At 64.9% G+C, this 21,620-nt stretch carries 20 protein-coding genes and 1 pseudogene; 15 read left to right on the top strand and 6 right to left on the bottom strand.

Translation table 11 applies throughout. The features are described 5' to 3' along the window. The first annotated feature begins 1 nt into the window (after window position 1). From OKW26_RS34680 to OKW26_RS34665, 4 genes are read left to right on the top strand one after another with little or no spacing between them, the layout of a single operon-like run. Entirely contained in the window at window positions 2–1,267 is a 1,266-nt protein-coding gene (locus OKW26_RS34680; protein ID WP_429356433.1) for a vWA domain-containing protein, read from the top strand. Next, window positions 1,258–1,872 (top strand): CoxG family protein, encoded by a 615-nt coding sequence (locus OKW26_RS34675; protein ID WP_429356432.1) that lies wholly within the window; start codon window positions 1,258–1,260, stop codon window positions 1,870–1,872. Before OKW26_RS34680 ends, OKW26_RS34675 begins: the two co-directional genes overlap by 10 nt. Continuing rightward, complete coding sequence (locus OKW26_RS34670; RefSeq protein WP_429356431.1) at window positions 1,845–2,867, top strand: XdhC family protein; 1,023 nt, start codon at window positions 1,845–1,847, stop codon at window positions 2,865–2,867. Before OKW26_RS34675 ends, OKW26_RS34670 begins: the two co-directional genes overlap by 28 nt. Window positions 2,868–2,876: 9 nt before the next feature. Continuing rightward, window positions 2,877–4,775: a DUF3857 domain-containing transglutaminase family protein gene (locus tag OKW26_RS34665; protein ID WP_429356430.1), complete on the top strand. Its 1,899-nt coding sequence runs from the start codon at window positions 2,877–2,879 to the stop codon at window positions 4,773–4,775. Window positions 4,776–4,786: 11 nt separating this feature from the next. On the opposite strand, the gene OKW26_RS34660 is transcribed toward OKW26_RS34665, so the two are convergent. The 3 genes from OKW26_RS34660 to OKW26_RS34650 form a co-directional block, all read right to left on the bottom strand. After that, window positions 4,787–5,833, bottom strand: coding sequence for a serine/threonine protein kinase (locus OKW26_RS34660; RefSeq protein ID WP_429356429.1), 1,047 nt, complete (start codon window positions 5,831–5,833; stop codon window positions 4,787–4,789). A 209-nt stretch (window positions 5,834–6,042) separates the two neighbouring features. Continuing rightward, window positions 6,043–6,255 carry a hypothetical protein gene (locus tag OKW26_RS34655; protein WP_018419122.1) on the bottom strand — a complete coding sequence of 71 codons (213 nt, stop codon included), beginning with the start codon at window positions 6,253–6,255 and terminating at the stop codon, window positions 6,043–6,045. 234 nt (window positions 6,256–6,489) lie between these two features. Next, window positions 6,490–6,654, bottom strand: a complete 165-nt coding sequence (locus OKW26_RS34650) for a hypothetical protein (protein ID WP_429356428.1) — start codon at window positions 6,652–6,654, stop codon at window positions 6,490–6,492. Window positions 6,655–6,674: 20 nt separating this feature from the next. On the opposite strand from OKW26_RS34650, the pseudogene OKW26_RS34645 reads away from it, so the two are divergent. From OKW26_RS34645 to OKW26_RS34635, 3 genes and pseudogenes are all read left to right on the top strand, one after another. Then, window positions 6,675–7,708: pseudogene (locus OKW26_RS34645) on the top strand (efflux RND transporter permease subunit); the annotation flags it as partial. Window positions 7,709–8,084: 376 nt separating this feature from the next. Then, on the top strand, window positions 8,085–9,275 hold the full coding sequence (locus OKW26_RS34640; RefSeq protein ID WP_429356427.1) for an MFS transporter: 1,191 nt from the start codon (window positions 8,085–8,087) through the stop codon (window positions 9,273–9,275). Window positions 9,276–9,605: 330 nt separating this feature from the next. Further along, entirely contained in the window at window positions 9,606–9,788 is a 183-nt protein-coding gene (locus OKW26_RS34635; RefSeq protein WP_090805541.1) for a hypothetical protein, read from the top strand. Between the two features lie 100 nt (window positions 9,789–9,888). Here the strand turns inward: OKW26_RS34635 and mgrA are convergent, their stop codons facing one another. Beyond that, window positions 9,889–10,932, bottom strand: coding sequence for an L-glyceraldehyde 3-phosphate reductase (gene mgrA, locus OKW26_RS34630; RefSeq protein ID WP_429356426.1), 1,044 nt, complete (start codon window positions 10,930–10,932; stop codon window positions 9,889–9,891). Window positions 10,933–11,160: 228 nt separating this feature from the next. Between mgrA and OKW26_RS34625 the strand changes: the two genes are divergently transcribed. Next, entirely contained in the window at window positions 11,161–11,367 is a 207-nt protein-coding gene (locus OKW26_RS34625; protein ID WP_018419114.1) for a DUF3185 family protein, read from the top strand. Between the two features lie 31 nt (window positions 11,368–11,398). On the opposite strand, the gene OKW26_RS34620 is transcribed toward OKW26_RS34625, so the two are convergent. Further along, window positions 11,399–12,160: a phytanoyl-CoA dioxygenase family protein gene (locus OKW26_RS34620; RefSeq protein WP_429356425.1), complete on the bottom strand. Its 762-nt coding sequence runs from the start codon at window positions 12,158–12,160 to the stop codon at window positions 11,399–11,401. A gap of 572 nt (window positions 12,161–12,732) precedes the next feature. Here OKW26_RS34620 and OKW26_RS34615 point away from each other — a divergent pair. Beyond that, complete coding sequence (locus tag OKW26_RS34615) at window positions 12,733–13,107, top strand: hypothetical protein (RefSeq protein WP_429356424.1); 375 nt, start codon at window positions 12,733–12,735, stop codon at window positions 13,105–13,107. Between the two features lie 282 nt (window positions 13,108–13,389). Here OKW26_RS34615 and metK read toward each other — a convergent pair whose 3' ends face one another. Next, a complete protein-coding gene (metK, locus tag OKW26_RS34610; protein WP_090802193.1) occupies window positions 13,390–14,580 on the bottom strand; it encodes a methionine adenosyltransferase in 1,191 nt (396 codons plus the stop codon). A gap of 285 nt (window positions 14,581–14,865) precedes the next feature. Between metK and OKW26_RS34605 the strand changes: the two genes are divergently transcribed. The 6 genes from OKW26_RS34605 to OKW26_RS34580 all read left to right on the top strand — a co-directional run bounded on the left by OKW26_RS34605 (window position 14,866) and on the right by OKW26_RS34580 (window position 21,223). After that, window positions 14,866–15,750: a lipid A biosynthesis lauroyl acyltransferase gene (locus OKW26_RS34605; RefSeq protein ID WP_429356423.1), complete on the top strand. Its 885-nt coding sequence runs from the start codon at window positions 14,866–14,868 to the stop codon at window positions 15,748–15,750. Between the two features lie 173 nt (window positions 15,751–15,923). Beyond that, entirely contained in the window at window positions 15,924–16,859 is a 936-nt protein-coding gene (gene dapF / locus OKW26_RS34600) for a diaminopimelate epimerase (protein WP_429356422.1), read from the top strand. Window positions 16,860–16,916: 57 nt separating this feature from the next. Beyond that, window positions 16,917–17,663 (top strand): DUF484 family protein, encoded by a 747-nt coding sequence (locus tag OKW26_RS34595; protein WP_184060885.1) that lies wholly within the window; start codon window positions 16,917–16,919, stop codon window positions 17,661–17,663. Window positions 17,664–17,691: 28 nt separating this feature from the next. Next, window positions 17,692–18,615, top strand: a complete 924-nt coding sequence (gene xerC / locus OKW26_RS34590; RefSeq protein ID WP_187615113.1) for a tyrosine recombinase XerC — start codon at window positions 17,692–17,694, stop codon at window positions 18,613–18,615. A gap of 61 nt (window positions 18,616–18,676) precedes the next feature. Beyond that, a complete protein-coding gene (locus tag OKW26_RS34585) occupies window positions 18,677–19,879 on the top strand; it encodes a class I SAM-dependent rRNA methyltransferase (protein ID WP_090802199.1) in 1,203 nt (400 codons plus the stop codon). A gap of 243 nt (window positions 19,880–20,122) precedes the next feature. Further along, complete coding sequence (locus tag OKW26_RS34580) at window positions 20,123–21,223, top strand: CobW family GTP-binding protein (RefSeq protein WP_184060889.1); 1,101 nt, start codon at window positions 20,123–20,125, stop codon at window positions 21,221–21,223. Window positions 21,224–21,620: the final 397 nt, after the last annotated feature.

The raw sequence follows: 21,620 nt of genomic DNA, 5'->3' as shown, positions 1-21,620 counted from the left end.
CATGACGAACGGAACCGGCTCGGGCAGGCTCGACGACACGAACCAGCACACTGCGCCCACGCTCGCGCGCAACGTCGTCCATTTCGTGCGCGTGCTGCGCGGCGCCGGCTTGCCGATGTCGCCCGCACAGGCAGTCGACGCACTCGCCGCGTTGCAGTGGATCGACCTCGGCCGCCGCGACGACGTGCACGCCGCGCTTGCCGCGCTGCTCGTCACCGCGCCCGACGAACGCGAACTCTTCAATGCCGCGTTCGATCTGTTCTGGCGCGACCCCGATTGGGAAGGCAAGCTGCGCGCGCTGCTGCTGCCGAAAGTGCGCGACGGGCTGCCACCGCCGAAGCGCAACAACCGTCTCGCCGATGCGCTCGCGGTGCGCATGCCACCGTCGCCGCATCTGAATGCGCCGCAGGAAACCGAACAGCACGAGTTGCATGCGCAGTTGACGTTCAGCGCAGAAGAGCGGCTGCGTCATCGCGATTTCGACACGCTGAACGCCGACGAATGGCGCACGCTGCGGCATCTGATTCGCGGCCAGCGGCTGCCGCTCGCAACCGAATCGACGCGGCGCCTGAAGGCGGCATCGCACGGCACGCATGCGGACTTGCGCGCGAGCGCGCGGCATGCGGTGCGCGCCGGTGGCGACTGGACCGTGTGGAAGTATCGCGCGAGGGTCGAGCGCAGGCCGCCGCTCGTGCTGCTGCTCGACATTTCCGGCTCGATGAGCAACTACTCGCGCGCGGTGCTCTACTTTTGCCACGCGTTGTTGCAGTCGCGCGAACGTCTGCAGGTGTTTCTGTTCGGCACGCGGCTCACGAATGCGACGCGCGCATTGCGCGAACGCGATCCGGACGTCGCGATCGCGACGCTCAGCGATCAGGTGGTCGACTGGTCGGGCGGCACGCGCATCGGCGCGGCGCTCGCCGAGTTCAACCGACGCTGGGCGCGCCGCGTGCTCACAGGTCGTGCGACGGTGCTGCTCGTCACCGACGGTCTCGATCACGAAGCGATCGACGTGCTCGATACCGAAATGGCGCGGCTCGCACGCTTCGCGCATCGCATCGTGTGGCTCAATCCGCTGCTGCGGTTCAGCGGCTTTACTCCGAAGGCGCGCGGCGTGCAGGCGATCCTGCCGTATGTCGACGCGCATCGTCCGGTTCATAATCTAGACAGTCTCGCAGCATTCGGCCACGATCTCGCGCAACTGACGCGCGCGCCTCGCCACGCCGTCGCCGCGACGACATTCGCAGGAGCAACGTCATGGAATTGAGCGAAATTCATACGCTGCCGGTCGCGCAGCAGCAAACCTGGGACGCGTTGAACGACACCGAGATTCTGCGCGCTTGCATCCCCGGCTGCGAAAGCATCGACCCGGACGGCGAAAACGCGTACCTGGTCACGCTGAGCGCGGCGGTCGGCCCGGTCAAGGCGCGCTTCAAGGGGCGCATGCAACTGACCGATATCGACGCGCCGAACACCTACACCATTGTGTTCGAAGGCCAGGGCGGCGCCGCGGGTTTTGCCAAGGGCAACACGCATGTCACGCTCGAAGCCGACGGCGATGCCGCGACGAAGCTCTCCTACACCGCCAATGCGCAGGTCGGCGGCAAGCTCGCGCAGATCGGCTCGCGGCTCGTCGACGGTGCGGCGCGCAAGATTGCGGGGGAGTTTTTCAAGCGCCTCGGCGCCCAGCTCTCGGGAGACAATAGCGCTGATGAAACAGCGGAAGGCGACGCCCCGGTGCATACCGAAACCGAAGCCGAAGCCGCATCCGCCTCCGAGCAAACGGAATCGAACGAGGCCGCGGACGGCGAGTCCGGCGGCGAAGCAAAGAAAGGGAAGAAATCATGGACAGCGTGGATCTCGAAGTTCTGAAATCCAGCGCCCGCTGGCTGGCGGACGGACATCGCGCGCTCCTCGTGACGGTCGTGAAGACGTGGGGCTCGTCGCCGCGTCCCGAGGGCGCGATGCTCGCGGTGCGCGACGACGGCCTCGTGGTGGGCTCGGTGTCGGGCGGCTGCATCGAAGACGATCTGATCGATCGCGTGCGGCAACGGGGCATCGAGCAGACACATCCGGAGGCGGTGAAGTACGGCATCACGGCCGAGGAAGCGCATCGCTTCGGCCTGCCGTGCGGCGGCACGATCCAGCTCGTGCTCGAACCGTTGACGCGGCAAAGCGGCATCGCCGAGCTGTGTCACGCGGTCGAAAATGGCCGGCTCGTCGCGCGCGAACTCGACATGACGACGGGCGCGGTGCGGCTCGACGACGCGCAGGCGACCGACGGCGTGCATTTCGACGGTGAGCGTCTGTTGACGATCCACGGCCCGCGCTACCGGATGCTAGTGATCGGCGCCGGGCAGTTGTCTCGCTACCTGTGCCATATCGCGGTGGGGCTCGATTATCAGGTGACGGTCTGCGATCCGCGCGAGGAATACACCGAGGAATGGGACGTGCCGGGCGCGAAGATCGTACGCACGATGCCGGACGATACCGTGATCGACATGAAGCTCGACGAGCGCTGCGCAGTGATCGCGCTCACGCACGATCCGAAGCTCGACGATCTCGCGCTGATGGAAGCATTGAAGACGCCGGCGTTTTATGTCGGCGCGCTCGGCTCGCGCAGGAACAATCACGCGCGACGCGAGCGCCTGAAGGAGTTCGATCTGAACGAAGCCGAACTGGCCCGCTTGCATGGACCTGTCGGCATTTATATCGGCAGCAGGACGCCGCCCGAGATCGCGGTGTCGATTCTGGCGGAGGTGACGGCGGCGAAAAATGGCGTGTCGCTACCGACGCTATTGCAGGTCGAAGGCGCGAAGGCCGCGCGGGAGATTGCGGCGTCGGGTGGCGCCGCTTACAGCGTGTAGCCCGCCGTCATGCGACTCTGCCTCGTGGTCCTTGCCTCCGCCGGCTGGCTGGCCGGCGTTCACGCCGCGAGCGCGAGCGCGCCGCTCAACCTGGACGATCCCTACACCAACGAAGGCGAGACGCAGACCTTCACCGTCAACGCTGACGGCTCGTATGCGAAGCTCGATTCGATGACGCTGCGCGTGAACAACGAAGCCGGCGTCGAGCGGGTCGCTCAGCAATACGTCTGGTTCAACCGCAACATGGCCGACGTGCAGATCCTCGAGGCCTACACGGTCACCGCCGACGGCAAGCGTCACGATGTTGCGCCCGAGCAGATCCGCGACGTGCAGGAAGTCCGCTCGTTCGACGCGCCGATGTTCCAGGACATCCAGGAAAAGGTGATCGTGTTCCCCGCGGTCGAACCCGGCGCGCGCGTGCATCTGACGTACCGCAAGACGCAGCGTCAGCCGATAGTGCCGGGCGAATTCAGCGACTTCACGCCGCCCGATCTCGCGCCGACCCGCAACTTCCGCCTGATCTACGATCTGCCCGCCGACAAGCCGCTGTATGCGGACGCGCGCGGCTTCAGCGCAGTGACGCCGGTCACGCGCGACGGCCGCACGCGCTACGAATTCCGCTATGACAAGGCACACTTCGACCGGCTCGAACGCGGCTCGATCGCGTACGTGTCGTACGGTGATCGGCTGATGGTGTCGACCTTCCCGAGCTATGCCGCGTTCGCCGCCTCCTATCGCAGCTCCGCGGCCGACCCGGGCGCGCACGACGTCGCGATCACCCAGTTCGCGCAGCAGCTGAGCGCGCACGATCACACCCCACACGACAAAGCCAAAACGCTGTACGACTGGGTTCGCCGCAATATCCGCTATGTCGCGATCTACCTCGGACGTGGCGCCGTCGTGCCGCACAGCGCGAGCGCGATTCTCGCGAACCGCTATGGCGACTGCAAGGACCACGTCGCGCTCTACGGCGCGCTGCTCGACGCGGTCGGCGTGCGCAACGAGCCGGCGTTGATCAGCAGCGGCACGATCTACACGCTGCCGAGCGTCCCGGGCTATGGCGTCATCAATCATGCGATCACGTGGCTGCCCGATTTGCAGATGTACGCGGATTCGACCGCGTCGAACGTCGAATTCGGTTTTTTGCCTTCGTCCGACATGGACCGTCCTACCGTGCTGATCGGCGACGGCGTGCTCGCGCAAACGCCGGCCACCGCGCAGATGTCGCGCAGCACCGATCTCGCGATCAAGATCGAACCGGATGGCTCGGCGAGCTTCACGTATCGGCTGCAGGATGCCGGGCCGTACGCCGAGCAGGCCCGCGCGCGGCTGCGCACGCAAACGCCCGCGCAACGCGAGGAATCGATTCAGGCCGAGTTACGCAACGCGAATCTGCGCGGCACCGCGACGCTGACGACGAGCGACCTCAGCGCGGCCGACGGCCCGCTCACGCTGACGATGAAAGGCACGCTCGAGAGTCTCGTGGTGACCGGCATGACGGCCTCGATTCCGGCCTTGACGAGCCTCGGCGGCGGCGTCGAAGCCGACACGCGCTACTGGCTCGGCGAACGCAAGCGCACGCAGCCGTTCGTGTGCCACAACCTCGCGATCCACGAACGCGCGCGCATCGAACTGCCGGCCAATTTCCGCGTGCTCGACATGCCGGAGGCGCAACGCACGCAGGACCGCTTCGTCGATTTCACGTCGCAGTACGCGTTCGACCCGCACAGCAACGTGGTCACGATGACGCGCGACGGCGCCACCCATTTCGACAGCGACGTCTGCACGCCCGACGATTTCACGCGCATGCGTCCCGCGATCGAAGCGATTGGGCGGGACGTGCGCGCGGAGGTAATCGTCAGATCGACGTTGGTGGAATCGTCGAATGTGGCGTCGCAGGCGCCTTGACCGTCAACACGTCAAACCGGCCACAACGGCCCTTCCTGCATCGCGCCGATCTGCTCGCGCATCTCGAGGATGCGATCTTCCCAGTAGCGCTGTGTGTTGAACCACGGAAACGCGGCCGGAAACGCCGGATCGTTCCAGCGGCGCGCGAGCCATGCCTGATAGTGAATCAGCCGCAACGTGCGCAGCGCTTCGATCAGATACAGCTCACGCGGATCGAATTCGCAGAAATCCTCGTAACCGGCGAGCAGATCGGCCAGCGCGCGCGACGCCTCCGCACGCTCGCCCGGCAGCAGCAGCCACAGATCCTGAATCGCGGGCCCCATGCGGCTGTCGTCGAAATCGACGAAATGCGGGCCCGCGTCGGTCCACAGCACGTTGCTCGGATGACAGTCGCCGTGCAGACGCACCCTGCGAATCTCGCCAGCCCGCTCGAACGCACCCGCGACGCCTTCGAGCGCGAGATTCACGACGGTTTCCCACGCGGTGCGCAGATCGTTGGGAACGAAACGGTGCGCGAGCAGGAAGTCGCGCGGCTCGTAGCCGAACGTGTCGATGTTTAGCGTGGGACGTTCTACGTAGTCCTCGGTCTGCCCGATCGCATGAATGCGTCCGATGAAACGCCCCAGCCATTCCAGCGTGTCGCGCCGGTCGAGATCCGGCGCGCGACCGCCGCGTCGCTCGAAGACCGAGAAGCGGAAGCCGTCGAAGCTGTGCAGCGTGCGGCCATCGAGCACGCGCGCGGGCACGGCTGGGATCTCGCGCGCGGCGAGTTCGGCGACGAACGCGTGCTCTTCGAGAATCCCCGCGTCGCTCCAGCGCTCGGGACGATAGAACTTCGCGACCACGGGCGGACCGTCTTCGACGCCGACCTGATACACGCGATTTTCATAGCTGTTGAGCGGCAGCAGACGGCCGTCGGTACGCACGCCGGTCGTTGCGAGCACGCCGTCGATCGCGTCGAGCACGGTTTCCGGCGTGAGCCGCGCGAATGGCACGGCGCCATCGGCGCCGGCCTCGGGATAGGAATTGTCGGGAATGGTGTCGTTCATGCCCCGCATTGTGCGCCGCGCCGCGGGTAAAGACGAGGGCGACGACTCACAATGCGTGGGTGGCATCGCTAGAAATACGGGCTGATTTGGGACGCGCCGTGAATCGACGCGCGCATCGGCCCACGGCGATGCTGGCGAGCCGAGCTCACCTTACAGCATCACTACAGCCCGCACCTGCGGGTCACACAACGGCAATGAGCAACCGGTAAGCCTCTCGTTCAATGCGTCTGCGCGCCGGCCGGACGTATCAGGTCGCCGGTATCGATCAGATCTTCCAGGAAAAAGGGTTCGGTATTGAGTTGCTGCGAGGCGCCGGGCTCGCCGGCGTACCATGCCACCATCGCCATGTCGCCAAGAATGCGCATGACGATTCCGCGCGCGCCTTGCGGCACGGCGATATGTACCGATCGGACAATGGAACCGACTTCCATGATAATTCCCCGCTTCCCTTAGCCGGCTTTATGATTTCACGCCGGTCGAGGTGATGATAAAAACGCCGCTTCGCATTTGACGTTGCGTGCGCACTTAATCTGTCGCGCGCATGGCGCGTAAGAGGTTCGAGTCATTGTTCCCGCTTGGCGGGGCTTTGGGAAGGCGAATAGAAGGCTTTAACCCGTCGTTTCGCCCTATTCCCATTACGCTGCGCACAGCCGATGATCTCGGCGTCAGACGTCGTAATGCAGACCATCATAAACCCTGCGGGGGGAGACATCAAAAACGTGCATTGCCGGAACGATCTGCCAGATGCGGGCGCCGCGCGGCTTCGCACCTGCCTTCGCGCCGAGGTGCGCGCCTGCGTTTCGGATCCGCGCGGCGCGGTCGCCGCTCATTTCATTCGTCTGCGCTAGTCATGTGGATCGTTCGTCTCGCGCTACGGCGCCCCTATACGTTCGTCGTGCTGGTGCTGCTGTTACTGATCGTGGGACCGTTGACTATTCTGCGCACGCCCACCGACATCTTTCCGAACATCGATATTCCGGCGCTCTCGGTCATCTGGTCGTATAACGGCCTGCCCGCCGACGAAATGGAGCGGCGCATCGCGCTGAACTACGAGCGCGGCTTGTCGGTGGCGGTCAACGATATCGAACACACGGAATGTCCACGCTCGATATCGTCGACCGCATCAAGACGATGATGCCGACGCTGCGCAATCTGGTGCCGCCGTCGCTGAATATCGATCCCGTCGCCGACCAATCGCTGTTCGTGCGTGCATCCGTGCAGGGCGTATTGCGTGAAGCGCTGATCGCCGCGTGCCTGACGGGCCTGATGATTCTGCTGTTCCTCGGCAACTGGCGCGCGACGCTGATCATCGCGGTATCGATTCCGTTGTCGATGATCACGTCGATGATCACGTCGATCATCGCGTTGTCCGCGCTCGGTCAGACGATCAACATCGTGACGCTCGGCGGCCTCGCGCTCGCGGTCGGGATTCTCGTCGACGATGCGACCGTCGCGATCGAAAACATCAGCCATCAGCTCGAACAGGGCAAGACGCTAGAACAGGCGATTCTCGACGGCGCGCATCAGATCGCGATTCCGACGCTGGTGTCGACGCTGGCGATCTGTATCGTGTTCGTGCCGATGTTTCTGCTCACCGGTGTCGCGCACTATCTGTTCATTCCGCTTGCCGAAGCGGTGGTGTTCGCGATGCTCGCGTCGTACTTCTTCTCGCGTACGCTCGTGCCGACGCTCGCGAAGTATCTGCTGCGCTATCAGCACAAGCCCGCGGATTTACATCACACACCGGTGCAAACGCGCAATCCGTTGATGCGCATGCACTACGCGTTCGAGCGCGGTTTCTCGCGTTTGCGCGAGCGCTACCGCGTATTTCTTGAAGCGCGTGTCGCGCGACCGGGACTGTTCGTCACGCTGTTTCTCGCGTGCCGACTCGGACATCCTGATCACGCTGAACCCTGATCATCATCCGACTGCCGGGCGACGACGCGCTCGTGCATCCGTCGACGGCGACTGTGGGGGCGACGCGGGTGCCGGCGCCGGGCAGTGAAGCCGGGGCGCACGGCTAGCGCCGGGAGACAGGCGCGCGACATGTTGCGGATGGAGCGCTGCGGGTCACCATGGGCACACCGCGTTGCCCGCGACGCCGGCTTGAAACGCGTTTTCAGCGTATCCTTAACACTTTTGCGCGTTTCCGTGTGACCCAAGGAGTTTTGTTGTGACCCTGCCGCCGCCATCCCAGCGGACCGCATCTGCCGTTCCCTCCCGCGGCGCAGCTTCAGCTGCTTGCGCAAGCACCACCACCGTGTCGGACATCCCTTATCTCGAACGCGGCTCGCGCGCGTACTGGCGTGCCAGCATCGCGCTGCTGTTCGCCGGCTACGCGACGTTCTCGTTGCTCTACTGCGTGCAGCCGCTGCTGCCGTCGTTTTCCGAAGCGTTCAACGTAACGCCGGCGCAAAGCAGTCTGTCGTTGTCACTATCCACTGCTGCGCTCGCGCTCGCGATCTTCGTCGCCGGTTTCGTCTCCGAGGGTTGGAGCCGGCACAAGCTGATGACGCTGTCGCTGACGGTGTCGTCGGTGCTGACGATTGGCGTATCGGTCGCGCCGCACTGGCACCAGCTGCTCGTGCTGCGTACGCTCGAAGGGCTCGCGCTCGGCGGCGTGCCGGCCGTCGCGATGGCTTATCTCGCCGAGGAAGTGCATCCCGACGGCCTCGGCCTCGCAATGGGCCTGTACGTCGGCGGCACGGCGATCGGCGGCATGGCCGGGCGGGTCATCACCGGCGTGGTCGCGGATCTGTTTTCGTGGCGCGTCGCGATCGGCACGATCGGCGTGCTCGGCCTGCTGTCGATGCTCGCGTTCCGCGCGCTGCTGCCACCGTCGCGCCATTTCGTGCCGCGCCGCGGGCTCGGCTTCGCGCATCACCGCACGCTGCTGTTGCGCCAGTTCACGCGACCGGGTCTGCCGCTGCTGTTCCTGCTCGGCTTCGTGCTGATGGGCAGCTTCGTCACGCTGTACAACTACATCGGCTACCGGCTGCTCGCGCCGCCGTATCGGTTGAATCAGACGGAGATCGGCGCGATTTTCATCGTCTATCTGGTTGGCGTGGTCGCGTCGCCATGGTCCGGGCGCATGGCCGACACGTTCGGCCGTGCACGCGTGCTGATCGGGAGCCTGCTGCTGATGGTGTTCGGCCTCGCGCTGACGATGCTGCATCCGCTCGCGGCGATCGCGACCGGTATCGCCTGCGTGACGTTCGGGTTCTTTGCCGGGCATTCGGTCGCGAGCGGCTGGGTCGGGCGTCTGGCGAAAGACGCGAAAGGCCAGGCCGCTGCGCTGTATCTGCTCGCGTACTACATCGGCTCGAGCCTGGTCGGTTCGTATGGCGGCCATGTGTGGGCCGGTCATGGCTGGAACGGCGTCGTCGGGCTAGTCGGTGCGCTGCTCGTGATCGGCTTGATCGCGGCGAGCCGCCTGCGCGGGCGCGAATAGCCCGGCGTATCGGTCGCGTTGCGCGGTGCAGGCACCGCGAGCCGGCCGCAATCAGCCAACCCGCATGGATCGGCGGCAAAACGAAAGGCTTGCGTAAGCGAACGTTTGATATTTTCCGCCGCGTTTTGTTGCGCCGCGCCAATCGCCGCGGGCCGCGCCGCGCCTGGGTTCAGCAGCTTACGAATAAGCGCCGACGCGCCGGCTTGCGCCGTCGCGCCGCTCCATCGGTCTCCTATACTCGATTCGTGCAATGGCGCGGCATGATTTCGAAGCCGCGGCCTCTGCCGGAACGACATAGCAACCAACCATCCCGCATGGGAGGAGACGAAGATGACCTACTTTACGATCGGCGATTTCATCCTGGTCATTCCGATGGCATTGGCGGGCGCGCTATTCGTCGGCGCGCTGCCCTGCAAGACCGAGTTGCGACACAACGGGCTGCGTGTGCTGGGCGCGCTGATCGGTGTGATGTGCGCGGTGGCGCTGGTCGAGGGTCTGCCGGCGCTCGTGTAGCGGCGCGGCAAAATACCTGCAGAAAAGCCGCACGCTGAGCGTGCGGCTTCGTTTTGCCCTTGCGTCCGTCCGCCTGTTGCGCGGACGGCGCCTCACGCGATCAGATCGCCTGATCCGTCGACGGCTTTTCCCACAGATTGATCCCGCCTTCGGTCGCATAGCGATCGATTTCGGCGAGTTCGTCGGCCGAGAAGGCGAGCTTCTTCAGCGCGCCGACGTTCTCGCGCACCTGCTCCGCGCGGCTCGCGCCGATCAGCACCGAGCTCACGCGTGGATCGCGCAATGCCCACGCGAGCGCCATCTGCGCGAGGCTCTGACCACGGCGCTGCGCGATGTCGTTGAGCTTCCGCACGTGCTCGATGTTCTTCGGGCTCAGATGCTCGTCTTTCAGCGAACCGCCGCCCGGCTTGTTGACGCGCGCATCTTCCGGCACGCCGTTCAGGTACTTGCCGGTCAACAATCCCTGCGCGAGCGGCGTGAACGCGATCGTGCCCGCGCCGACTTCATCGAGCGTATCGAGCAGGTCGTGTTCGATCCAGCGGTTCAGCATGTTGTACGACGGCTGATGGATCAGCAGCGGCACCTTGTATTCGGCGAGCAGCTTCGCCATTTCGCGCGTCTTCGCCGACGAGTACGACGAGATGCCGATGTACAGCGCCTTGCCCTGCTGCACCGCGCTCGCGAGCGCGCCCGCGGTTTCCTCGAGCGGCGTGTGCGCGTCGAAGCGATGCGAATAGAAGATGTCGACGTAATCGAGGCCCATGCGCTTCAGGCTCTGATCGAGACTCGCGAGCACATATTTGCGCGAGCCGCCGCCCTGGCCGTACGGACCGGGCCACATATCCCAACCGGCCTTCGACGAAATCAGCAACTCATCGCGATACGGTTTGAAATCGTCCTTGAACAGACGGCCGAAGTTGGTTTCCGCGCTGCCGTACGGCGGCCCGTAGTTGTTCGCCAGATCGAAGTGCGTGATGCCGAGGTCGAAGGCCGTGCGCAGAATGTCACGCTGCGTCGAGATCGGCGTGGTGTCGCCGAAGTTGTGCCACAGGCCGAGCGACAGCGCCGGCAGTTTGAGACCCGACTTGCCGCAGACGCGGTATTGCATGTCCGAATAGCGTTCTGAAGCTGCTTCGTAAGCCATTGCTAGTGTCCTTGTCGATGAGATCGCCCGAGGATGGCGGGCGTGAGGATTCGCGCGTTGCGGGAGGCGTGCTGCTGGGGAGATTTGTTGTTGTGGTGTCGCCGCGGTGCGGCCAGACCGCTATGTTAGCCAATCGACGCGGCGCTTGCAGCGCAACCAGTATGCGGGATGGACGAGCACGCACGGCTCACCTACACTCTGGCCGGTTCAGGTTGATGGGAGGTGCAGATGACGAAAGCGATTTCGATCGCGCTGATTGTCGGCGGTATCGTGCTGCTGTATTTCGGCGGGCAGGCATTCAATTCGGTGAGCAGCGACGTGTCGCGCTTCTTTACCGGCTCGCCGAGCAACAAGGCGATCGTGCTGATCGTCGCGGGCGTGGTGGCGACGCTCGCCGGGCTGACGGGAATCGCGATGTCGGGGCGCAAGCGCTGAGCGTCGGCGCGAGGCCCGCGACCAAAATAATCTAGAACGCGATCTCGGGCTTCGCGGCCGAGCGCGTGCCGGGCAGGGGCACATTGCTTGCGCCGTGATAGGTGAACACCAGCGAGAACTTCACCTGGTCGCTCAGATTCTTGCCGGCCGAGTGCAGCGTGTTGCAGTGAAAGAACGCCACGTCGCCAGTCTTCAGCTCGGGCGACACCGCCGTGCGGATCGCGACCTCGTTCTCGGCGAGATCCGCGCGGAAAAACTTCGCTTCGTCGAAGCGGTCCGATGTGAACGCGGCGCCGTGCGATTGCGGCACGAACCACAGCGCGCCGTTATCGACGGTTTCCGGGCCGACCGCGAGCCACACCGACACCAGATCGTCTCGCTCGAACGACCAGTAGCGCACGTCGCGATGCCAGCCGGTCAGGCTGCCGTATGCGGGGTGCTTGGTCATCATGCAGTTGTGATGCGCGCGCGACAGACGCGGCTCCTCGCCAAAATACAGCTCCATCCAGCCACGGATTTCGGACGCGGTCGCCCATTGCGCGAACGCGGGGTGACGACCGTACGCGTCGAGCAGGCGCCGCACCGTATGTCCGCCAGGAGCATCCTTCGATGACGGCGCGCCCGGATACTGCAAATCCGCTTCGAATTCGATCGGCGCCGCCGCTTCCTGCAGCTGCCGCTGCGCGATCCGCTTCAGCTCGTCGCAACGCTCGGGCGACACGAGTCCTGGCACGACGACAAAACCCTGCTCCCGCAACGTTTGAATCTGCTCTTTCTTCGAATGGAGTGACATGGCGTTCCGTTACCGTCGACTGACTGATGTTCGATTGTAAAACGGGCGCGATCGGGATGCGTTGGTTCACCGCGAGAGGCTCCTGCGTCCTGCTGATCTTTTGCGCTGGTCGCCTTCGCTTTTCGCGGCGCGCCAATGCACCGGTTTCAGGCGAGCGGCGCGCCCGCACCGCACATTCGCTGGGCAAACGCGCACGCAAATCGCCCGTAAGGGGTGACAGCAGACTGGCATCCGCGACGATTCGATCCGCGGAGAAATCTGGTTCGCGCAGGGTATTAACCGACTTTCTGACGTCACGATTCCCGTGTAGCCTGCTCGCATGTCGATCGTCGCTTACGCAGTTTTCTGTTGTGCGCAGGCCGCCAGGGCCCGTGCCGTCGGTTTCTCCGCGTTGTACCTTCGCTGCGCTGTGCGCCGTGTTTCGCGTCGCAATCTCCCGCGCCACGACCCGCAACGAATTTCCCGCTTTCAGGCCGTTCATCGCAACCCCGTCATTGGCACATATGGTGCTGTTTGTCCGTGCACATCCGGTGCACGCACCGACGTGCGGTTCATTGCCTAAATGTGAAGCCATGCATACTCTTTTGAGCACCCGTCTTACCCGCGCCGCGCTGAAAGCGGCGCGTCCCGCGCGCCGCCATATGATGCGGGCGCTGCGCCATCATGCCGCGCGCACCCGCGCGCTCGGCGAGCAGTGGCGCGACGCGAAGGCCGTCGACGGCTTTCGCACCTGGTTCCATACGTTCTTCTCGGCGCTACGCCAGCAGAGCGGCATGCGCCGTCTGTCGCTGCGCACGCTGCTGCGCAAACCGACACCGTTGCGCCTCGCGGTCGCGAAACGCGCGCCGACGGTGCGCACGCCTGCGAGCCGCAGACCGCGTCGCCTGTCGACGAGCAGCGGCGGGTGGTTCGCGTTTGCGTTTGCGTTTGCGTTTGCGAGCCGGTGAGATTGCTGGGCCGGGGAGTTGCAGTTGCGCGTTGAGTGGCTAGACCGCTGATCTGCCGACCGGCTGGCCGTTCACCGCTGGGCCGACTTCGAGCACCGCAAGACTTCGAGCACCGCAAGACTTCGAGCACCGCAAGACTTCGAGCACCGCAAGACTTCGAGCGCGCCGCCTCGACGACGTGCTTCGCGCGGCGGCATCGCTACGCCATCAATGGACAAAGAAAAACCCCGCCGGCTCACGCCGGCGGGGTTTGTTTGCTTTCAAGCGGCGATCGGCTCGACCTTATTCGGCAAGCGCCGCGACCGGCTCAGTGCCTGCCGCTTCAGCGAGTGCGAGCGCCTTGTCGGTGGCTTCCCACGTGAATTCCGGCTCTTCGCGGCCGAAATGACCATACGCCGCGCTCTTCTCGTAGACCGGGCGCAGCAGGTCGAGCATCTGGATGATGCCCTTCGGACGCAGGTCGAAATGCTGACGCACGAGTTCCGTGATCGTCGCATCCGACACGCGGCCGCTGCCGAACGTGTTGACCATCACCGAGGTCGGCTGGGCGACGCCGATCGCGTACGACACCTGGATCAGGCAGCGCGATGCGAGGCCCGCGGCCACGATGTTCTTGGCGACGTAACGGCCGGCGTACGCTGCCGAGCGGTCCACCTTCGACGGATCCTTGCCCGAGAATGCGCCGCCGCCGTGCGGCGCCGCGCCGCCGTAGGTATCGACGATGATCTTGCGGCCCGTCAGACCGCAATCGCCCTGCGGACCGCCGATCACGAAACGACCGGTCGGGTTCACGAGGAACTTGATGTCACCCTTGATCAGTTCGGCCGGCAGCGTCGGCTTGATCACTTCCTCGATCACCGCTTCGCGTAGCGTGTCGAGCGCGATGTCCGGCGAATGCTGGGTGGACAGTACGACGGTGTCGATCGAATGCGGCTTGCCGTCGACGTAGCGCACGGTGACCTGCGACTTGGCATCCGGACGCAGCCAGGGCAGACGGCCGTCGCGGCGCAGATTCGCCTGACGCTCGACGAGGCGGTGCGACAGGTGGATCGGCAGCGGCATCAGTTCCGGCGTTTCCTCGCACGCGTAACCGAACATCAGGCCCTGGTCGCCCGCGCCTTGATCGAGGTTGTTGTCGTGCGCGCGGTCCACGCCCTGGGCGATGTCCGGCGACTGCTTGTCGTAGGCGACGAGCACCGCGCAGCCGCGGTAGTCGATGCCGTAGTCGGTGTTGTCGTAGCCGATGCGCTTGATCGTGTTGCGCGCGATCTGGATGTAGTCGACGTTCGCGGTGGTGGTGATTTCACCGGCCAGCACGACGAGACCCGTGTTGCACAGCGTTTCGGCCGCGACACGCGAGTACTTGTCTTGAGCGAGGATGGCGTCGAGGATCGCGTCCGAGATCTGGTCCGCGACTTTGTCGGGATGGCCTTCGGAAACGGATTCGGAAGTGAAGAGATAGTCGTTTGCCACGTTGCAGACTCCTGTTAGTGGTTACGGTTGCGTTCCACGTAGCCGACTTCGGGAGTCTGAAGCGGCGACGCTTTAGCGGATTACCTGACCGATGGACGCATAACCCATGAAAACCCATGGACCGCACCCGCCGGCTTCGCCCCGCAAGTTGTCTATTAACTCGGCGAAGCCCTTATTATAGCGACTTCCTTTGAATGTCACAGAGTCGAAACGAGTGCGGTATCACGTCAATTTTTCCGCTTTCCACAATTTCGCCCCCTGCGGCGCCGCGCGCCTGGAGGCTGCATGCTGAGCCGCTACGGCGCGAAGCTCGCGATCGGGCTGCTCAAACTCTTTGCGCTGTTGCCTTACGGATTGGTCGCCCGTCTCGGTGACGGGCTCGGCTGGCTGCTCTACCAGATCCCGAGCCGTCGCAAGCGCATCGTTCATACGAATCTGAAGCTGTGCTTCCCCGACTGGAGCGACGAGCGCCGCGAGGACGTCGCGCAAAAGCACTTCCGTCATGCGATCCGCAGCTATCTCGAGCGCAGCGTGCAGTGGTTCGGCCCGGCGAAGAAGCTCGACAAGCTGATCCAGCTCGACAGCGCGATCGACCTGACGGATCCGAACCTGCCGCCCACATTGTTTCTCGGCTTTCATTTTGTCGGCATCGAGGCCGGTTCGATCTTTCTGAACTACTCGCTGAAGCGCCAGTGCGGCTCGCTCTATCAGCCGATGTCGAATCAGGAGTTCGAGGAAGTCGCGAAAGCAGCGCGCGCGCGTTTCGGCGCGGACATGGCGAGCCGCGCGGACAGCGCGCGCGTCGTGCTGCGCTGGCTGCGCGAACGCAAACCGGTGATGCTCGGCGCGGACATGGACTACGGCGCGCGCAATTCGACGTTCGTGCCGTTCTTCGGCGTCCCGACCTGCACGCTGACCGCAGTCGGCCGTCTCGCCAAGGTCGGGCACGCGCAGGTCGTACCGTTCATCGGCGAGGTGCTGCCGAACTACAAGGGCTACCGGCTCAAGGTCTTCAAACCTTGGGACGACTATCCGACCGGCGACGATGACGCTGATGCGCGACGCATGAACGAGTTTCTCGAAGAGCAGATTCCGCTGATGCCCGAGCAGTATTACTGGGTGCACAAGCGGTTCAAGACACGCCCGCCGGGGGTGCCGGGGGTGTATTGAAGGTGGGGCTGGGCTCCTTGCCAGCCGTACCGTTTCCGATGTGCCAACGTGTATCATCTGCTATTGGCCGGGCACGGCTCCAATGGGCGATTCGCCCAACGACCGGTGAGGCCGGGATTTTCGGCTCCGCCCGCACGCGCGAAGCCCTACGCAGCAACGGATACACGGAAAACGTGAAGCTCAAATTCACCAAAATGCACGGCGCGGGCAACGACTTCGTCGTACTCGACGGCTATACCCAACCGGTTGATCTAACCACGGCGCAGGTGCGCGCGTTGGCGAACCGCCATTTCGGCGTCGGCGCCGACCAGTTGCTGCTGGTCGAAAAGCCGACCGTCGAAGGCGTCGATTTCAGATATCGCATCTTCAATTGCGACGGCGGCGAGGTCGAACACTGCGGCAACGGCGCGCGCTGCTTCGTCAAGTTCGTGCGCGAGCGCGGTCTCACCGACCAACGCAGCGTGCGCGTGCAGGTCCAGAAAGGCACGATCACGCTGACGATGCAGGACAACGGCGAAGTGATCGTCGACATGGGCACGCCCGTGTTCGATCCCGAACTCGTGCCGTTCGCGACCAAGGGTCTGCAAGGCCGCCGCGAAGGCGAGGATACGCTCTGGCCGCTCGACGTGAACGGCACGACGCGCTGGATGTCGGTGGTGTCGATGGGCAATCCGCACGCCGTGCAGGTCGTCGACGATGCCGAGGTGTTCCCGGTGCTCGCCGAAGGTCCGGCCATCGAGCGGCACACGCGCTTCCCGCAGCGGGTCAACGCGGCCTTCATGCAGATCGTCAACCGCAACGAGATCAGGCTGCGCGTCTACGAACGCGGCGCGGGCGAAACGCTCGCGTGCGGCACCGGCGCGTGCGCGGCGGTCGCGGCCGGCATCCGGCGCGGGCTGCTGGATTCGCCGGTGCTCGTACATACGCACGGCGGCGATCTGACCATCACTTGGGACAGCGCGCACCCAGGCGCGCCGCTGCTGATGGCCGGCCCCGCAGCCACCGTCTTCGAAGGGGAGATCGAGTTGGCCGAAGAGGCGTCGAGCGCCTCGTCGGACTCGACGCCGCACAATCCGTCCAGCCCGGCCGACATGGCGCCCTCCGTCTAACTCATTGACCGACGCGCCGCCGTGAGGCGGCCGTCCCGTAGTCCTCTAGCCGAAACCATGAACGATCGCGAAGTCGCCGAATACCTGCTCGCCAATCCCGAATTCTTCGTCGAACACGCGGAAACGCTCGCGACGATCCGGCTCGCGAACCCGCACGGCAAAGCCGCGGTGTCGCTGCAGGAGCGGCAGATGGAGATGCTGCGCGACAAGAACAAGCATCTGGAGCGGCGTCTTGCCGAACTGCTGCGCTACGGTCACGAGAACGACAGCATCGCGTCGAAATTCAACCGCTGGACCATCCGTGTGATGGCCGAGCGCGATCCCTACGCGCTGCCGCGCACGATCGCCGGCGGTCTGCGCGACATCTTCGACGTGCCGCAAGCGGCTCTGCGCGTGTGGGACGTCGCCGAGCCGTATGCGCAAGCGGACTTCGCGCGCCACGTCAGCGAGGAAGTGCGGATTTTCGCGGGCAGCCTGAGCACGCCGTACTGCGGCGCAAACACCGGCTTCGAGGCCGCGCAATGGCTCGCGCAAGCTGCGGTCGCGTCCCACGGGACGACCAACCCGGCGGCAAGCGCGACCGACGACCTCGGCGTCGCGTCGAACGGGACGGCGCAGAGCACCGAATCGATCGCGCTGCTCGCGCTGCGCGACCCCGAAGGTGTCGAAGACGCGCCGACGTTCGGCCTGCTCGTGATGGGTTCATCCGACCCGCGGCGCTTCCACGAAGGCATGGCCACCGATTTCCTCACGCAGATCGGCGCGCTCGCGAGCGCCGCGCTGAGCCGGCTGCTGCCGCGCTGAGCCGCGCCACGCAACGTCACCGCGTACCGTGACCGCCGCCGACCCGATCGCCGCCTACCTGTCGCATCTCGAGCACGAGCGGCGGCTGTCGGCGCACACCCTGCGCGGCTACACGCATGAGCTCGCGGAACTGAAGCAGCTCGCCAAAGGCCGAGCGCTCGAAAGCCTCACCGCCGTCGACATCCGCGGCGCCGTCGCGCGCGCGCATGCGGGCGGTCTCACCGCGCGGTCGATCGGCCATCGGCTGTCGGCATGGCGGGCGTTTTATCGCTGGCTCGCGGGCCACGTCGAGTTGCCGGCCAATCCGGTCGCCGCGGTGCGCGCGCCGAAGCAGGCGAAAATGCTGCCGAAGGCGCTTTCCGTCGACGACACCGCGCGCCTGATGGACAGCCCGCCCGCCGACTCGCCCGAAGGCCTGCGCGATCACGCGATGCTCGAGCTGTTCTACTCGTCGGGCCTGCGCCTCGCCGAACTGGTCGGCCTCGACGTGCGTTTCGCCGACGTCGACGGCTATCGCTCGGCCGGCTGGCTGAAACTCGATTCCGGCGAAGTCGAAGTGCTCGGCAAAGGCAACCGGCGTCGCGTCGTGCCGGTGGGCAGCAAGGCGGTCGCGGCGCTGAACGCATGGCTCGCGGTGCGCGAACCGATGGTCCGCCACGATCCGCATCCGCTGTTCCTGTCGGCGCGCGGCAACCGGCTGTCGCCGAACGTGGTGCGCGAGCGCGTGAAGCGCGCGGCGCTCGCCGCCGGCATTCCGGCCAACGTGCATCCGCACGTGCTGCGCCATTCGTTCGCGACGCACGTGCTGCAGTCGAGCGGCGACCTGCGCGCCGTGCAGGAGCTGCTAGGCCACGCGAGCATCACCGCGACGCAGGTTTATACGGGCCTCGATTTCCAGCACCTCGCCCACGTCTACGACAGCGCGCATCCTCGCGCAAAGAAACGCAACTGATCACGCGACTGACGCCGCGCGCCACGACGCGCCGCCTTCGCTTGCACTTTACCTACACCTGATGAATACCGTTACGCTCAAACCGTCGAAAGAAAAATCGCTGCTGCGCCGCCATCCGTGGGTTTATGCCAATGCGATCGAGCACGTCGACGGCCGCCCCGCGCCCGGCGCGACCGTGCTCGTGCGCGCGCACGATGGCCGCTTTCTCGCCCGCGCCGCCTACAGCCCGCACTCGCAGATCCGCGCGCGCGTCTGGAGCTTCGACGAAGCCGAGCCGATCGATCACGCGTTCTTCAAGCGCCGCGTGCAGCGCGCGTTCGCGCATCGTCAGGCGATGGTGCGCGACACCGGCGCCGTGCGGCTGATCTTCGGCGAGGCGGACGGTCTGCCGGGCCTGATCGTCGATTACTACGTCGCCGAGGACGCGGATCAGCGCAGCCAGATCGTCTGTCAGTTCATGGCGGCCGGCGTCGAAGCGTGGAAGGACGCGATCGTCGCGGCGCTGGTCGGCGCGACCGGCTGCCCGAACGTCTACGAGCGCTCGGACGTGTCGATCCGTCAGAAGGAAGGGCTCGAGCAGATCACCGGCGTGCTCGCGGGCGAGCCGCCTTCCGAGAAGCTGATCGCGAGCGAAAACGGCGTGCGCTATCACGTCGACGTGCGCAACGGCCACAAGACCGGCTTCTATGTCGACCAGCGCGATAACCGCCTGCTCGTGCAGCAGTTCGCGAAAGATCGCGACGTGCTGAACTGCTTCTGCTACACCGGCGGCTTTTCGCTCGCGGCGCTCAGGGGTGGCGCAAAGCGCGTGGTGTCGGTCGATTCGTCGGGTGAAGCGCTCGCGCTCGCGCAGCAGAACGTCGCGGCCAACGGCTTCGACGCCGACCGCGCGACCTGGCTCGACGCCGACGCGTTCAAGACATTGCGGCGCCTCTACGACGAAGGCGAACGCTTCGACCTGATCGTGCTCGATCCGCCGAAATTCGCGCCATCGCGCGAGCACGTGGACCGCGCCTCGCGCGCGTACAAGGACATCAATCTGACGGGCCTGAAGCTGCTGCGCCCGGGCGGTTTGCTGTTCACGTACTCGTGCTCGGGCGCGATCGATCCCGAGCTGTTCCAGAAGATCGTGTCGGGCGCGGCCGCCGACGCACGCGTCGACGCACGCATCCTGAAGCGCCTTGGCGCGGGCGTCGATCATCCGCTGCTCACTGCGTTCCCCGAAGGCGAGTATCTGAAGGGGCTGCTGTTGCAAATCGCCTGATCGCCCTTATTTTCCCGGTGATTGCGCGCGGCGGCGGCAGCAGCGGCAGCGGCCCGCCTCCGCGCAGGCGGCCATCAGCCGGCCGCAGCGCGGCCGCCCCTGCGCCCGCCTGGCAAATATGTTTCAATGACCGGCTGGACGGGGCTCGCGCCATCTGGCTGCGGCGGCCCGCCTAACGCATCTGGCTAGCCTTGCGCGCTAGCGTCCGATCACGCACCGTTTCACGACTTACAGGCGACCCACATGATTCCAGTCACCATCCTGACCGGCTTTCTCGGCAGCGGCAAAACCACCCTGCTCAAGCGCATCCTGAACGAAAAGCACGGCATGAAGATCGCCGTCATCGAGAACGAGTTCGGCGAAGAGAACATCGACAACGAGATCCTCGTGCAGGACACGAGCGAGCAGATCATCCAGATGAGCAACGGCTGCATCTGCTGCACGATTCGCGGCGACCTGTCGCGCGTGCTCAACGATCTGGCCGCGAAGAAGCAGGCGGGCGAAGTGGACTTCGACCGCGTCGTGATCGAAACCACCGGCCTCGCGAATCCGGGCCCGGTCGCGCAAACCTTCTTCATGGACGACCAGATCGCGAGCGAATTCCTGCTCGACGCGATCATCACGCTGGTCGACGCGAAGCATGCGAACCATCAGCTCGACGAGCACGAAGTGGTGCAGCGCCAGGTCGGTTTCGCGGACCGGCTGTTCATCACGAAGGCCGATCTGGTCGACGAGCGGCACGTGGGCGATCTGCGCCACCGTCTGCTGCACATGAACCCGAAGGCGGCGATCAAGGTCGTCAATTTCGGCGAGGCGGACATCAAGGAAATTTTCGATCTGCGCGGCTTCAACCTGAACTCGAAGCTCGAAATCGATCCGGACTTCCTGAGTGAAGACGAACACGCGCATAGCCACGCGCACGCGCACGACGAGCACGGCCACACGCAAGGCGACCATGACCACGATCACGCCAATTGCGATCACGACCATGGCCATTGCGATCACGAAGGCCATGATCACGGACATCACCACCATGCGCATCACGACGACAAGATCAAGTCGTTCGTGTACCGCAGCGATCGTCCGTTCGATCCGAACAAGCTCGAAGACTTCCTCGGCGGCATCCTGCAGATCTATGGCGAGCACCTGCTGCGCTACAAGGGCGTGCTGTACATGAAGGGCGTCGATCGCAAGGTCGTGTTCCAGGGCGTGCATCAAATGATGGGCAGCGACCTCGCCGCGAAATGGCAACCGGCCGAGAAGAAGACCAACAAGATGGTGTTCATCGGCATCGAACTGCCGCGCGATCTGATCACCGACGGTCTCGACGCCTGCCTCGCCTGAGCGGGCGCAGCGCCGTCGCGCAAGCAAGCCTCGGAGCAAGCCCACGACACGCCGCGCGCAGCGCGGCATGCGCCGTGCTACTTCTAGTGCGGTGAGACGCCCGCCGCCGACTGCGCGGGCGTGAATCCTCTGCTGAAACTGCGACGCCGCGGCGCCGAGGCCTTTCGAATCCAGGCCATATGAAAAACGCGTGAAAACCCTGCTGTATTAAAGCGCGCACGACCATCGCTTTTTGGCTTTCTGCGCGTTATATTTTCGGGATATCGCAGCGCCGCAGGCCGGCTTTCAGCAGTTGCGGTGCCGTATTGTGATTCAGTTACAATACGTGCCCACTGGAGAATGACAACGAATTGCCCGGTCGCGCGTATCCCGCGACGGGCCTGAAACGGCGCCGGAA

Source organism: Paraburkholderia sp. 32 (genome assembly GCF_050435345.1).
GTDB classification, from domain to species: Bacteria; Pseudomonadota; Gammaproteobacteria; order Burkholderiales; family Burkholderiaceae; genus Paraburkholderia; species Paraburkholderia tuberum.
This window is presented reverse-complemented; position numbering and strand designations above follow the sequence as displayed.